Origin of the sequence: Frondihabitans sp. 4ASC-45 (assembly GCF_049472575.1) — a bacterium.
Lineage (GTDB): Bacteria > Actinomycetota > Actinomycetes > Actinomycetales > Microbacteriaceae > Frondihabitans.
The window spans coordinates 235,521-250,252 of sequence record NZ_JBCEBN010000001.1; the positions used below are offsets into that span (position 1 = coordinate 235,521).

The 14,732-nt window shown below is 68.2% G+C and carries 11 protein-coding genes; 3 read left to right on the forward strand and 8 right to left on the reverse strand.

Going from position 1 to position 14,732, the window contains the following annotated elements; translation table 11 throughout:
• Positions 1 to 39 precede the first annotated feature (39 nt).
• Positions 40 to 726: a hypothetical protein gene (locus tag VH571_RS01080; protein ID WP_423262905.1), complete on the reverse strand. Its 687-nt coding sequence runs from the start codon at positions 724 to 726 to the stop codon at positions 40 to 42.
• Here VH571_RS01080 and VH571_RS01085 point away from each other — a divergent pair.
• Positions 725 to 2,365, forward strand: coding sequence for a glycosyltransferase family 39 protein (locus VH571_RS01085; protein ID WP_423262906.1), 1,641 nt, complete (start codon positions 725 to 727; stop codon positions 2,363 to 2,365). The two genes, VH571_RS01080 and VH571_RS01085, sit on opposite strands and share 2 nt — an antisense overlap.
• Here the strand turns inward: VH571_RS01085 and VH571_RS01090 are convergent.
• The gene (locus VH571_RS01090; protein ID WP_423262907.1) at positions 2,254 to 3,663 is read right to left on the reverse strand and encodes a hypothetical protein; all 1,410 of its coding nucleotides are present in this window, start codon (positions 3,661 to 3,663) and stop codon (positions 2,254 to 2,256) included. The two genes, VH571_RS01085 and VH571_RS01090, sit on opposite strands and share 112 nt — an antisense overlap.
• A gap of 199 nt (positions 3,664 to 3,862) precedes the next feature.
• On the opposite strand from VH571_RS01090, the gene VH571_RS01095 reads away from it, so the two are divergent.
• Complete coding sequence (locus tag VH571_RS01095; protein ID WP_423262908.1) at positions 3,863 to 6,370, forward strand: right-handed parallel beta-helix repeat-containing protein; 2,508 nt, start codon at positions 3,863 to 3,865, stop codon at positions 6,368 to 6,370.
• Positions 6,371 to 6,741: 371 nt separating this feature from the next.
• Here VH571_RS01095 and VH571_RS01100 read toward each other — a convergent pair whose 3' ends face one another.
• The 4 genes from VH571_RS01100 to VH571_RS01115 all read right to left on the reverse strand — a co-directional run bounded on the left by VH571_RS01100 (position 6,742) and on the right by VH571_RS01115 (position 11,832).
• Positions 6,742 to 7,680, reverse strand: coding sequence for an aldose 1-epimerase family protein (locus VH571_RS01100; protein ID WP_423262909.1), 939 nt, complete (start codon positions 7,678 to 7,680; stop codon positions 6,742 to 6,744).
• Positions 7,681 to 7,710: 30 nt separating this feature from the next.
• Positions 7,711 to 8,757, reverse strand: a complete 1,047-nt coding sequence (locus VH571_RS01105; RefSeq protein ID WP_423262910.1) for a LacI family DNA-binding transcriptional regulator — start codon at positions 8,755 to 8,757, stop codon at positions 7,711 to 7,713.
• 49 nt (positions 8,758 to 8,806) lie between these two features.
• Positions 8,807 to 10,312 carry an alpha-N-arabinofuranosidase gene (locus tag VH571_RS01110; RefSeq protein WP_423262911.1) on the reverse strand — a complete coding sequence of 502 codons (1,506 nt, stop codon included), beginning with the start codon at positions 10,310 to 10,312 and terminating at the stop codon, positions 8,807 to 8,809.
• Positions 10,313 to 11,340: 1,028 nt separating this feature from the next.
• Entirely contained in the window at positions 11,341 to 11,832 is a 492-nt protein-coding gene (locus tag VH571_RS01115; protein ID WP_055959934.1) for a CarD family transcriptional regulator, read from the reverse strand.
• 145 nt (positions 11,833 to 11,977) lie between these two features.
• Between VH571_RS01115 and VH571_RS01120 the strand changes: the two genes are divergently transcribed.
• Positions 11,978 to 13,456, forward strand: coding sequence for an FAD-dependent oxidoreductase (locus tag VH571_RS01120; protein ID WP_423262912.1), 1,479 nt, complete (start codon positions 11,978 to 11,980; stop codon positions 13,454 to 13,456).
• On the opposite strand, the gene VH571_RS01125 is transcribed toward VH571_RS01120, so the two are convergent.
• Complete coding sequence (locus tag VH571_RS01125) at positions 13,396 to 14,229, reverse strand: Pr6Pr family membrane protein (protein WP_423262913.1); 834 nt, start codon at positions 14,227 to 14,229, stop codon at positions 13,396 to 13,398. The two genes, VH571_RS01120 and VH571_RS01125, sit on opposite strands and share 61 nt — an antisense overlap.
• 54 nt (positions 14,230 to 14,283) lie before the next feature.
• Entirely contained in the window at positions 14,284 to 14,718 is a 435-nt protein-coding gene (locus tag VH571_RS01130) for a MarR family winged helix-turn-helix transcriptional regulator (protein WP_423262914.1), read from the reverse strand.
• Positions 14,719 to 14,732: the final 14 nt, after the last annotated feature.

Below are 14,732 nucleotides of genomic sequence, written 5' to 3' on the forward strand. Positions count from 1 at the left end.
GACGAGGATCCGACGGCTCCGCTCCAGGCTCGGACGAGCCTATTTGGCGGCCTCACCCTGGAACACCACGGCCGGAACGGACGTCCCGTAATCGACGGTGATCCGCACGTCACCCTGCTCCTTGGTCGGCACCGGGAACGTGTACGTCGCAGTCGCCGTCTTGCCAGCGGCGATCGAGTTCGGGAACCCCTTTCGCTGCGATACGAGCTCGTTCGAGGGGGTGTCGTCAGAACCGTAGGTGACGTTCACGACAGTGGATGTCAGATCGAGCGTCTTCGACGAGCTGTTGTCGATGCTGACGTTGAAGCGGACGGACGGGCCGGAGACCTCCCCGACTCCATCTCCCTTGCCCGAGACGGATGCAACACCGTCGAGTGACACACCCACCTGCGAGGTCAGCTTCGCCGGCGTGCCGAGATCGACTGGCTCCTGCGCGAGACCAGAGGAGGTACCAGGCTCGGCCGTGGCCGATGGGGTCGACCCTGGGACGCTCTGAGTGCCAGCGGCCGGCTTCTCCGTCGGCTCGATCGTCGCCGAGCCGGCGCCCGGTGTCGCGCTGGCTCTCGAGGTCGGGGCGTCGGAATACGTCGCAGTCCCACTGTTCGTGGGCTGGGCAGCTGGATCGTTACCGGCATTCGTGAGCACGACGACGAGGAGGACGACCACGAGGGCGACCCCCACGACGATGCTGGCTGTGGTGATGACGGCGCGACGGGAGACGCTCATGCCTGGTCCTCTCAAGTCGAAGGGCGCTACGGCGACCGACTGCTATTATCGCCGGACCTTGACCACGTCATCACAGCGCGTCGCTTCCCGAAGAGCCGACTCGGCGACCGCGACCGGCCGCTTCCGCTTGTCTCCCGCCGGCATCGCCGTCGCGCTCTTCGTCGTGGCGACCGTGGTCGCGCTCCTGGGTTCGTGGAACGTGTCGCTCTGGACCGACGAGGCAGCCACGATCTCCGCCGCGAGACGCAGCACCGGAGAGCTGTGGCAGCTGGTCCACAACATCGACGCGGTGCATGCCGTCTACTACTTCATCATCCACTTCTGGGGCGGGGCATTCGGGTGGAGCGCCTTCGCGCTGCGGCTGCCGAGCGCCCTGGCCGCGGGGGCCACCGTCGTCGGCGTGTGGACGCTGGCACGACGCCTCGGGCGCTCGGATGCCGCCTTGACGGCAGCGGTCGTCGCCATCGTCCTGCCCCGCATCACCTGGATGGGCATCGAGGCTCGGTCGTTCGGGCTCAGCGCCGCCATCGCGGTCTGGGCGACGATCGCCCTGGTCGTCGCACTGCGAGGCGAACGGAAGGCACGTGCCTGGGCCGGGTACGGGATCCTCGTCGCCGCCGGCTGCGCACTGAATATCTACGTCGCACTGCTCGTCGTCGCACACGCCGTCACCGTGGCAGCCCTCCTCGCCGCCCGGGCGGCCAGCGTGCGTCGTGCCGCCGCGTGGTTGGTCAGCGCTGTGCTCGGGGTCGCGATCGCCTCCCCCGTCGTGGTGGCCTCTCTCGGCCAGCGCGGGCAGCTCGGCGACAATGCGGTCTCGGCCCCGGCTCTCGTCCGCCGTGCGATCGTCAATCAGTGGTTCCTCGGCGAGACACCCACGCGCGTGGGGGCGTCCAGCGACGGTGAGTCGCTGTGGTCGCTTGCGGCGCTCGCGCTCGCAGTGGTCGGCTGGGCACTCATCGTGGTCGCCGTCGTGGCGCTGGCCCGGCGTCGCGACCGCCTCGCCGTGGTCGTCGCGCTGACCTGGCTGCTGCTTCCCACCGCGATCGTCGCCGTCTACTCCCTGGCCGCTTCGCCGCTCTACAACCCGCGGTACTTCACCTTCTGCGCGCCCGCGGCAGCCCTCCTCATCGGGATCGGCATCACCTCTCTCGGCCGGCGCTGGTTGCGGCTCAGCGCGGTTGCGCTCGTCGTCGTCCTGGCCCTTCCGATCTACCTCTCGCAGCGCCAGGAAACCGGCAAGAGCGGCACGGACTGGTCAGCGACAGCGGCCTGGATCGGCTCCCACGCGCAGCCCGGCGACGGCGTGTACTTCGCGCCGCTCGACACGACGACGGCGGCCACAGTCGAGCGGACGACTCGGAACATCGCTGTGGCCTACCCCGACGACTTCGTCGGGCTGCGTGACCTCACGCTCATCGTCGCCCCGACGACGGACGCAAGCCTGCGCGGCGTCTCGGCACGAGTCGACGCCAGCTCGAAGCGGCTGAGCGACGTGAAGCGCGTCTGGGTCGTCCGGCCGAGCGACTACGCCCGAGAGTCCGCCGCCTTCGACGACGCGGCCCTGGAGAAGGCGGGCTTCCGCGCGAAGGCACGCTTCGAGGGCCCCATGGACGACGTTCTCGAATACGCCCGCTGACCGCGGTCCGTTCGGAAGGCTCCCCGTGCCACAGGGACAGCGACAAGCCCGAGCGCAAGCATGAAGAGCTGCTGGGCGCTGTAGAAGGGGCTGAAGAAGAGGTCGAAGAGGGAGTTCGCGACCACATAGAGCAAGACGGCCGCGGCCGTCCCGTCGGCGATGTTCCTGGTGATTCCGTACACCAGCACCAGCGCCGCTATGGCTACCAGGGCTAGTCCCAAAACACCTGTCTGCGCCCACAGATCGCCGAACACCGAGTGCAACTCGATGTGGCCGCCGAACATGAACCGGGTCACGTAACCGTTGTTCGGGTCGTAGCCGATCGCGCTCATTCCCTGCTGCGCCACCCGAATATCTGATGGGTTCGGGGCGATTCCAGCCCCGAAGCCCCAGGGCGAATGCGTCATCAGCGCCAGGGTCGCTCCGAGCTCGGGCCGTCCTCCGAGCAGAACGGAGCCGGACGCGTCGTACTGCGCGAGAGACCTCCGCGTCGTCGACTCACCGAGGACTCCGGAGAGCACAAGCGCCTGACCGGCGATGTAGACGACGACACCGACCACGACGACACCGAGCGACACCAGGAAGGCCGAACCACCGTGGCCCGCTCGGAAGAACGGAATCTGGGCGACGAGAAGCACGACGGCCAAAAGCAGCAGCCCGAAAATCGATCGAGCGTCATTGGTCGCTGCCAGACCGGTCAAGACCAGGACGACGAGAAGCTCCACCCACCAGCGGCGCGAGAGTTTCGCGACGGCAAGTCCGATGACCGCCAAGGGCAAAGCAAAGCCGAACTTGTAAGGGTTCGTCGCGAACTGCGCCGCAGAGGGGTCCACTCCGAGCAGGAGCCCCACTCCGAAGAAGAGCGCCACCATCGGCAACGACAAGACGGTGCGGGCCCACAGGACGAGGCCGATCGACAGCAGGGCACCGATCAGGAGCACCGTGGTGCTCGTCGCGATGCCGCTATCCACCGCGTGGTCGCCCCTGTTCGCGATCTGCAGCCAGATTCCGGCACCCGCGGCGAGCGTTCCGACAATTAGCAGCAGCGGCATGAAGCGGTAGTAGCGCACTGTCCGCAGCCAGAGGGGAGTGAGAAGGGCCGCGACAACGAAGCCGACCTCGACACCCTGCGGCAGGGTGATTCGCATCGCCAGCAGGATGAGTGCGACGGCCGCGATCCCCCTCGAATACAGGGGTGGTGATTGCGTCGGAGCCTCGTCCAGGCTCTCATCGGCCGTCGTCGGTCTCTCGTCGGTCGTGGCCCATTTGCGCGCCACGGTGCCGGAGAGAGAAGTCATTTCGCAACTCTAAGCGAGTCCCGAACGTGAGCAAACGTGTGGTCTGTCCCCCAAAGCGTCCACACTCTGTCGGGGGCTTTTGGCAAATTGCCTGTTCCAGGAAGCTTTCAGCACGGATAGGGTTACACGCATTGTTCCCTTGTGGCCCCCATTCTGGGGACACCCGCTGACGCTCCTCTGACGAAAGGACCACCCAAGGGTGACTTCCTCTGCGCCTCGCCACGCTGTGAGACGGCGGCGATTCTCTCTCCCCGCCGTCGCCGGCCTCTCCGCCGGTGTGCTTCTCGCCGCCACTCTTCCCGCCCAGTTCGCGACAGCGGCCCCAGCGACCGTCGTCTCTGACTCGTTCGCACGAACCGTCTCGAGCGGCTGGGGCTCCGCCGCCAAGGGCGGTTCCTGGACAGCCAGTCTCGGCGCCGGCGCCAGCGCAGCGGTCGCCTCGGGTGAGGGCCGGATCACCGGGCTCAAACCGGGCGCTTCCGCTCGTCTCGCTCTGAAACAGGCGAACTCTCTCGACACCGGAGTGCGGGCCACCATCGGTCTTCCCGCCGCGTCAGCGACGGTCTACACCGCCTTTGAGATCCGGCGCCAGAGCGACGACTCCACGTATCGCGGCCGGGTCGAGATCAGCAAGACTGGCTTAGCCGTTCTCGCTGTCTCACGACTCAACAAGACGATCGAGGTCAATCTGGGCCGCTTCACACTTCCCGGCACATACGCCCCTGGTGCTGACATCGCGGCCGAATTCCAGGTGACGGGCTCAGCCAAGGTCTCGATCCGGGCCCGCGCCTACCCCTCAGGAGCCGTTGCGCCCGGGTGGCAGCTGTCTCTGACGGATTCGTCGTCGTCGCGCATCTCGGGCGCCGGGAGCCTTGCCTTCTGGGAGTACGCCAGCGGCAGCAACACCAACGCGGCCAGCACCACCCTCGACAACCTGTCGCTGACACAGAACCCCGCAACGAACGCGAACACCCCGGCGCCCGCGCCAGTGCCAGCGCCGACCCCGTCACCCACGACACCCCCGGCCACCCCCGCGCAGCCGGTCACGCCGCCGGTCTCCACCCCGGTGACCTCCGGCGATCGAGGTTCGGCGACCGTCGGCAGCACCCGTTATGCCGTTCCAGCCGGCGCCATCCTGGTGTCGCCCTCCGGCAACGACTCGGCCAACGGCAACTCGAACGCCCCCGTTCGCACCCTGGCCGCTGCCGTCGCGAAGGCCAGCAACGGAGCGACGATCGTCCTCCGCGCGGGCGTCTATAACGAGTCCGTCACGGTGCCCCGGTCGAAGACCCTGACCATCCAGTCGTACCCCGGCGAGACCGTCTGGCTCGACGGCTCGAAGCAGGTCACCGACTGGAACTCCTCGGGCTCCCGCTGGACGACGCCGTGGAGCTACTTCCCGTCGTCGCAGATCGACGGCATCTCCGACAACCCGTGGTTCGTTAATTCCGCTAAGCCTCTCGCGGCGCGACCGGACCAGGTCTTCCTCGACGGCACCGAGCTCACGCAGGTCGGCTCGGCCTCCGCTGTGACGGCCGGAACCTTCTATCCCGACGCCGGTTCCGGTCAGATCGTCCTGGGCTCCAACCCGGCCGGCCACTCGGTGCGCATCAGCAACCAGCAGCAGGCGCTCGTCGTTCAGTCGCCGAACACGGTGTTGCAGGGCTTTGGAGTCCGCCGGTATGGAACTTCGTACCTTCAGCGCGGTGCTGTCCGACTCAGCAACACCGGCATTACGGCACGCAACCTCACCGTCGAAGACAACGCGATGATCGGCATCAACGTAGAGAGCGACAACACGACCCTCGATCACCTCACGGTGACCGGCAGTGGTCTTCTCGGCATCGGTGCGAACTCGGCGTACGGGCTCAAGGTTCAGAACTCCCTGGTTCTCGACAATAACGACCAGGAGTTCAACGCTCAGCCCGTGGCCGGCGGAATCAAGGTGACCCGGTCGCGCGGCGTCGACATCTCGAACGTCGACGCGAGCGACAACGTCGGAAACGGCATCTGGCTCGACGAGTCGGTGTACGACGCCACAGTCGTCAACAGTCGTTCCACCGACAACACGGTCGACGGGATCCTCGTCGAGCTCTCGGACCACGTGATCGTCGCGAACAACGAGTTGAACGGCAACAAGATCGGTGTGATCGTCTACAACACGGCCAACGTGCAGATCTATAACAACGATATCGGTGGCAACCGACTGTTCGGCGTGAAGCTCGCTCAAGACGAACGTCGTCAGGCGAACACGGCTCTCACCGGCCATGACCGGAGGCGCCCTGTTCCCGACCCGACTCTCACCTGGATCACGAAGAACGTCACGGTCTCGAACAACGTGTTCGGATCCGGCGGACTCTTCCAGATCTACGCCCTGGACGGCGTGACGAACATCCCGGTCGACAACATGAACCTCGTCATCACCGGCAATCTCTTCAACCAGCGCCTGACGGGCGCCCAGTCGACCCTGGTCGGCTGGGGTGGCGGCGACAACCGCACGGTGACCCGGTACGACTCGGTCCAGGCTCTCGCCAAGGCCAAGGGATCGCGCTGGAACAACGTCGAGACCACGGCGGTCCTGCCGATCGCCAGCATGATCGCGGCGATCAAGTCGGCCCTGGGTGTCGCGGTGGGCATTCCCGACGATGTTGCGGCGGCGATCGGAGTGAAGTCCGGCACGAGGGGCCTCGGCGTCTTCGACGACTAGACCCCGCACCACGAACACCAGACGCCGCTCGGGCACAACCCGGGCGGCGTCTGGCGTTGCGGCGCGCGTGGGCCGTGCTACGAGCGCGCAACTCAGGCAAGTGGGCGTGATGAGCGCGTTCTCGCGCGTGGGCAGGCCGGAGCGCGCCTGCATTCCTGACGGACGAGCGGCAGCGCGGCGCGGGGCACTCGCGGCGCCGGAACGCGCGGAGGCGTGGCGCGGGGCACGCGCGGCGCCGGGGCCCGCGGGAGCGCTCCGGTCGGTGCGCACGACTCAGGAACACGATCCCGCAAGACCCCAAAACACGAGGATCCGCGCCCACCCGCCGCTCCGCATCCTGAACCGCGCGCGTCAGCGCCGCGAGCAAGCCCCTACAGCGCCGCGATCGTCCAGGCGGCCCGGTGCGTCGCACCCGGAGCGAGGCGCACCACGTCGTCGCCGGTCGAGAAGGCGTCGGGCGGGCACGTCATCGGCTCGACGGCGAGGCCCACGCGATCGAGCGCGGCCTCCGGGCGGTCGGCCGTATGCACCTGCACCCACGGCAACTCGGTGCCCCAGGTCATCGAGACGCCGGAATCCCCCGCAGCCCGCAGCACCACTCGCGCGACACCCGAGTCGTCTCGCGTCAACCCGGTGAACGCGTGGTCGATGAACGTCTCGCCGATCACCCGGGGGGCCCTGAAGTCGAAGACGCCCAGTGGCGAACCGGCCCCGGGGCCGTCGACCGGCTCGACCGCGACCGGCAGCAGGCGCTCTTCCGTCACCGTGACGACTTGCGAGGCGGGCAGCTCGAGCGTCCAGTCGTCGACGTGCCCCTCGCCCGCGCGGAGGTACGGGTGCGGCGCCGTGCCATACGGGGCGTCGGACGAACCGGTGTTCGTCGCGGCGACCGTCGTCGTCAGGCCATCGTCGCCGAGCGCGTAGGTGACCTCGATCGTGAGCGGCCAGGGGTAGCCGTCGTTCGCCACCACGTCGGCGGTCAGCGTGACCGACGAATCGCTCCGGTCGATCACCGTGTAGCGCGCCCACGCCAGGAAGCCGTGCAGCGCATGCCCGCGGGCCGGCTCGGTCAGCGGCAGCTGGTAATCGACGCCATCGAACGTGTAGGTGCCGTCGACCACGCGGTTCGGCCACGGCAACAGGATCGCCCCGCGGAACACCGGCCGGATCTCGTCCGCCTCGAACGGCACGACCAGGTCGCGTCCGTCGTGCGTGAGCACGCGCAGTGCCGCTCCGACCGCGGCGATCGTTGCGCTGTAGGGGCCGTGGGTGATGGTGGTCTGCTCGCCGGAGAGCGGGGAATTCGTCATCGAATGTCGTCTTTCGTCAGGGTTCGGTCTTCAGGGTAGAGGTCGCGGCGGCCGAGCGACGCCGGTCGACTGGCGGACCACGAGCTCGTAGTCGGCCACGATCGAGGCGAATCCGAGCGCGGGTGACGGATCCTTGATCCTCGCCACCAGCAGCTCGACCGCACGCCGGGCGATCTGCGAGCTTCCCGGCGACATCGTCGTGAGGGTCGGGTGGGCGAATCGGGCGTCGCGGGTATCGTCGATGCCGATCACGGCCACGTCGCCGGGCACGTCGACACCGCGTTGCAGCAGCGCCCACTGCGCCCCGAGCGCGAGCGCGTCGTTGAAGCCGAGAACGGCGTCGAAGCGCACCGCAGGATCCCTCGCCCCGGCCTCGAGCGCTGCCACCGCCGCGGCGGCTCCCGCGTCGCGACTCCACGCGTCCGTCGGCGCCAGGAGTGCGTCGACCAGCGGGAGGCCGGCCTCGGCCATCGCGGCCTGGAACCCCCGCAGGCGCAGAGCGGACGTGTGGGTCGCGACCGCTCCCCCGGGGCCGAGCACCAGGATCCTGCGCCTGCCGATCTCGAGCAGATGCTCCGTGGCGCGCTTCGCCACCCCCTCATCCGCGATCAGCACGTGATCGGCGAGCCCCTCGAACTGGCGCTCCCCAATGATCACGAGTGGTTCTCCGGCGAGTTGCGGCGCATCGCTCGGGCCGATGGCCAGCGGGTCGATGATGGCCCCGTCGATCAGCTGGCGGCGCTCCCCGCTGATCGCCTGAAGTTCACGGTCGCGATCGCCGCCCGTCGTCTCGACGAGCACCGTCAGGTCGTGCTCGCGAGCCACCGCGATCACCTCCTGAGCGAGCTCGGCGAAGAAGGCCTGATCGAGCTCGGGAACGATGAGCGAGATCATGCCCGTCCGCCTGGTGCGCAGTCGTCTCGCCGACAGGTTGACCCGATAGCCGAGCTCGTCGACGGCCGCCCCGATGCGCGCCCGGGTCTCGGGGCGCATCGAGGGGTAGTCGTTGAAGTAGTTCGACACGGTCTTGAGCGAGACGCCGGCGAGGCGGGCCACGTCGTTCATGGTCGCGGGCATGGGTGTGACTCCTCCTCGTCGGTGCGGTCGCCGCGGCGGTGCGCTACTTCTACTGCTTGGCCAGGCGCACTACGTTCCAGCTCAGCGGCGGCAGCACGACGCTGAGCACCGAGCCGTCCCAGCTCGTCTTGTCGTTCGCCACCGGAGCGACGCTGTCGGCGGTGTCGACCGTGACGGTCTTGTAGGGGTCGGCGTCGTGCAGCGTCGTGGCCTGAACGAGACGCACTCCGCCGAAGGCCCGGGTGTCGACATCGACCGTGAGCTCTTCGGTGAGCGATCGGTTGATCGCGAACACGCTCACGTCGCCGGTCTCCGGGTCGTGGGTGGCGACGGCGTCGAGGGCAGGAACAGCCCCGTACTTCGCCGTCTCGTGAACCGGCGACTGCATTTCGACGCGCAGCACGTCGCCGCGAGCGAAGCTCGACGCCTGCGCGAACGGGTGGAACGTGGTCTGCTTCCAGCTGCGCCCACCGGTCTCGGTCATGATCGGAGCGATCACGTTGACGAGCTGCGCCAGGCTCGCACTGGCCACGCGGTCGGAGTGCTTCAGCAGCGAGATGAGCAGGCCGCCCACCACGACGGCGTCGGCGACGTTGTACTGGTCTTCGAGCAGTACCGGGGCGACCGGCCAGTCAGTCGGGTTCTTCGATGCTTCGCCGTCGAGGTACCAGACGTTCCACTCGTCGAACGAGATGTTGATGCGCTTGGTCTTCTTCTGGGCTGCGCGCACGTGGTCGACGCTGGCGACGACGTCGTCGATGAAGTGGTCCATCTCGACACCCGCCGCGAGGAAGCTGGCGAGGTCGCCGTCTTTCTCCCAGTAATAGGCGTGCATCGAGATCAGGTCGACCTCGTCATAGGTCTCTTCGAGCACCTCGCGCTCCCAGGTGCCGAACGTGGGCATGTCGGCGCCCGAGCTTCCGCAGGCGACCAGCGTGAGGTCGTTGTCGATGAGGCGCATGGCGCGGGCCGTTTCGGAGGCGAGGCGCCCGTACTCGCGGGCGGTCTTGTGGCCGATCTGCCACGGGCCGTCCATCTCGTTGCCGAGGCACCACATCTTGATGTCGTAGGGGTCGGCCGAGCCGTTCTTCTTGCGCAGGTCGGAGTGGAACGACCCGCCGGCACCGTTCGTGTAGTCGAGCAGATCGATGGCCTCCTGAACGCCGCGCGTGCCGAGGTTCACCGCCATCATGGGCTCGACGCCGGCCTTCTTCGCCCAGCGCATGAACTCGTCGACGCCGACCAGGTTCGGCTCGGTGGAGTGCCAGGCCAGGTCTTTGCGCACGGGGCGATCGGCGACCGGGCCGATGCCGTCTTCCCAGCGGTAGCCCGAGACGAAGTTGCCGCCCGGGTAGCGCACGGTCGAGATGCCGAGCTCCCGCACGAAGTCGATCACGTCGCCGCGGAACCCGTCGGCGTCGGCGGTGGGGTGCCCCGGGTCGTGGATGCCGCCGTACACGCAGCGGCCGAGATGTTCGACGAAGGTGCCGAAGGTGCGGCGCGAGACGGGAGCCACCACAAAGGACGGGTCGAGGGCGAGGCGGGCGTTGGGCATGGGATCTCCTTCAGTACATCGTTGTAACGCCAAGTTTGTACAACGTTGTACTTGCGCGTCAAGGGGGCTGCGCTGGTCACTTCTCAGGCGGTTGGGCGCGTCCCCGCTCGCGCACCCGCTGGCCTGCGCTTGTGCGCGGCTGGATTCCTGATGAGCGCACCCGCGTGGGCGTCCGATGGGCGTCTTCACACCGTGGCAGACCAGGATCCTGCGCACCCCCGCTCACACATCAGGCATCTGAGCGCGTTCCGCCCCGCGACCCCCACGCCTGCGCTCCCGCGGCGCTTACATTCCTGAATCCATTACCTAGCGCCGCACGCCCCCGCTCACGCATCAGGCATCCGGGCGCGCTCCGCCCCGCGATCCCCACGCCTGCGCTACCGTGGCGCTTGCATTCCTGACGCATGCACCAACAGCGTGCTGCGTTGCACATCCTCGCTGCGGCAGACCAGGATCCTGCGCAACCCCGCTCACACTTCAGGCATCCGGGCGCGTTCCGCCCCGCGAACCCCGCGCCCGCACTCCCGTGGCGCTGGCATTCCTGAATGCATTACCAAGCGCCGCACGCCCCCGCTCACACGTCAGGCATCCGGTCGCGTTCCACCTCGCGATCCCCATGCCTGTGGCCTCCGCGTGCCTTCTTTCCTGAAACGCGCACCCGCGAGCGCGACCGGTGGCGTTCGCATGCCACGGCAGACCAGGATCCTGCGCACCCCCGCTCACACTTCAGGCATCCGGGCGCACTCCGCCCTGCAAACCCCGCGCGCGCACTCCCCGGCGCCTACATTCCTGAAACGCGCACCCGCGAGCGCGTCCGGTGGCGTTCGCGTGCCGCGGGAGACCAGGATCCTGCGCACCACCGCTCACGCCTCAGGTATCCAGGCGCGCCCCGCCATCCCCGCGCCCGCACTCCCCCGCGCCTGCATTCCTGAAACGCGCTCATAAACACCCACGCACACACACCCGTTAACCACCGCAGGCAGACCCGAAGGCCTGCCTGCAGCGACTGCGAAAAGGAGGAGGAGTCGCTAGACCGTGACGGTCGCGAGCACCTCGTCGAGGACGGCCGAGGCCTCCTCGTCGGTGGATTTCTGGGCGAGAGCGAGCTCGCTGATCAGCACCTGACGCGCCTTGAGGAGCATGCGCTTCTCGCCGGCGGACACGCCGCTGTCTTGGTCGCGGCGCCAGAGGTCGCGGACGACCTCGCTGACGCTGTAGACGCTTCCGCTGCCCATCTTCTCGGTGTTCGCCTTGAAGCGACGCGACCAGTTGCCGGGCTCTTCGACGTGATCGCTGCGGAGAACGTCGAACACCGCCTCAACACCCTTGGCGTCGATGACGTCGCGGACACCGACCAGGTCGACGTTGTCGACCGGCAACTCGATCATGAGATCGCTGGCGTGGACGTTCAGGGTGATGTATTTCTTCTCAGCGCCCTTGATGGTGCGGGTCTTGACCGCGGTGATGGTGGCGGCGCCGTGGTGGGGATACACGACGGTCTCCCCTACTTCGAAAATCATCTAGTCGTGCCTCTGTTCTCTTTGCGTGTCGTCTCGGCAGTCTTACCATTCTACCCGATAAATCCGTTGTATGATCCGCGGCTCTAGACCGACCGGGACGCCCTCCCCGGTTACGTGGGCCGGATCCTGCGACAATGGCACGACCATGCCGATCAGCCGCCGCGTCTTCGTGACCGGATCCCTTACGGGAGCCGGGGTGCTGGCGCTGTCGGCCTGCTCGAGTCCGTCTCCGGCTCCGACGACGAGCAGTCCGGCGCCGACCGGTACGCCGACGCCCACCGCGACCACCGCTTCCGGTGTGACGCCGGCCGCGTTCCGGCGCAGTTCCTGGGGCGACGACCCCTACGCGTACGGCTCGAACAGCGTCCTGACGACCGAATCCACCTCCGCCGACCGCGAGACCCTGCGGGCATCGCTCGACGACAAGGTGTTCTTCGCAGGCGAGGCCGTCGCCGAGACGTGGCCCGGCACCGTCACGGGTGCTCGCCTGTCGGGTGTCGCCGTGGCCGCCGAGGTCGCCGCCGTAGCGGCTCCGGGCGAGCGCATCGCCGTGATCGGCGCGGGCATCGCCGGTGCGACGGCCGCTCGCACGCTCGCCGATCAGGGTTTCGACGTGGTCGTGATCGAGGCTCGGCAGCGGGTCGGCGGCCGGATCGCCTCCTCCCAGGGCGACGACTGGCCGATCGAGGTACAGACCGGCGTCTCGATGCTGTTCGGCGACGGAGCCGCCGACCTGGAGAGTCTGCTCACGAGCGCCGGCGTTGTGACGGTGCCGTTCGAGGCCGAGACGACAGCACGTGAAGGATCCGCGCGTACCCGATTTCCGACCACCGCCACCGTCGCCGCCACTCTCGCTTCGGCCCGCGCCTGGGCCGACCGTCCGAGCGCCGAGGTCAGCGTCGATGGCGCACTCGACGGTTCCGGTGTTCGGTCGAAGCTGTCGAGTGCCCCCGACGCGTCGGGCGTCTCCGATGCCGACCGTCTGGCCTGGGTTCTCGCCGAGGCGCTCCCCGCGCGTTTCGGCGCCGACGCCGACGCGCTGTCGTCTCGCGCGCTCTCCGTCGGTGCCGCTCCGGTCGACGCCCAGCTCGTCACGAAGGGATTCGCCGCCTACGTCGCCGGGCTGCTGACCGATCTCGACGTGCTGCGGGGCAGCAACGTCACTCAGATCACCTACGCCAACGAGGGTGTCGGCCTCCGTCTGGTGACGGGCGAGTCGCTCTCGGCCGACCGGGTCGTGTCGACGATCCCGCTGGGCGTATTCAAGAAGCAGCGGATCGTCTTCGTCCCGGAGCAGTCGGCGGTGCGTCGCAGCGCCATCGACCGTCTCGGCATGGGCGTGCAGGACGTCCTCTGGCTGCGCTTCGACGAGCGCATCTGGTCGACCGACGACACCGTCTGGGCGATCCTCGACGACGACGCGACCTACCGACTGTGGGTCAACCTCGAGCCGGCGACGGGCTACCCGATCCTGGTGGCGCTCATCGGCGGCGAGTCCGCAGTGGCGGCGGAAAAGCTGAGCGACGCCGAAGCGGTCGCTGCGGCGGTGGCCGATCTCGCGCCCTACCTCGACCGGGTGGCAGACGACGCGTCGCCCACCCCGTCGCCGACCCCGAGCTCGTGAGGTGCGGTCCCGCGCTCGGGTGAGCCGTCGGATCCTGCGTTCGTGTCGTCACCCGAGGCGAGCACACGGCGCCGCCTCGCCAGGTGCCCGGGCCGAACATGGCTCAGGCCGATGAGCGCCGTCAGCACGCCGACGAAGATCGCGAGCACGAGGGCGTTGTAGAGCCGGAACTGCTCGGGGCTCACCTGCGTCGGGTCGAGGAAGAAGTAGGGGTACCAGCGCACCTCGCGGCCGCGCTCGAGCGTGTAAAGACCCCAGATCAGCGGAAAGATCAGCACCAGAGCGAGGGTGCGCCAGCGGACGGGCGTGCGACCCGGAGCGATGATCCAGTCGAGGAGCACGTAGGCGGAGATCCAGAAGTGGAGCACCTGGCTCGAGGTGGGGAACGCCAGCGCGTAGTGGTGCGAGGCAGACTGCGTGACGAGCACGGCGAAGACGACTCCCGAGACGATCACGTAGGTGGTGACGATGGCGTGCACCGCGGCGAACCACGGTGGGTCACTCCGGCCCCGGAAGGTGAAGATGCCCGAGACCACCAGCACGGCAACGTTCGCCATGTTGCTCTGCTGCGTGAAGTAGCTGAAGTAGTTCGCGGTCGCGAAGGTCGAGAACCCGAGGACGTATTCGAAGTTGGCGACGAGCGCGGCGATGGCCACGCCGGCCGCGGCGAGGCGCAGGAGGCCGGAGACACGGAAGGTCCACGGCGTCTGCATCCGACCGAGGGTACCGAGAGCGGCAGGGAGAGCCCCGAGCGAAGGATCCGACGGGGTCACCTGGTCACGGCCGGCCGTTTCGACGCGGGGCCTCCAGTCGATGGCGACGAGCCCTTACTCGTCGACGGCGTTGAATCGCTCGAGCCCGTCGGCGAGACGGTCGATGTCGTCGTCGCTCCAGTCGGCGAGCCGCCGCTCGAGCTCGGCGTGGTTGGCCCGGATCGACCGCTGCAGCAACTCACGCCCGCGGTCGGAGAGGAGCAGCAGCTGGCCGCGCGCCTGACTCGTGATGGGCTGGACGCCGACCTCGACGAGCCCGAGCTCTTGGAGGTCGCCGATCTGGCGCGAGACGGTGGAGCGGTTCAAGCGCATGGCCGACGCGATGTCGACGGCGCGGCAGTCGGGGGTGACCGCGATGAAGTTGAGGAGCGTGTGCTGAACGATGGTGAGCGGCTCAGCTGTGCGGCGGCTTCTCGCGGCCCCCCGACGGGAGATGGCCTGCAGTTCGGCGTAGACGGCCTGCATTCGGTCGTCGCGTTTCGTGGTCACGTCGTCGAGCTTAA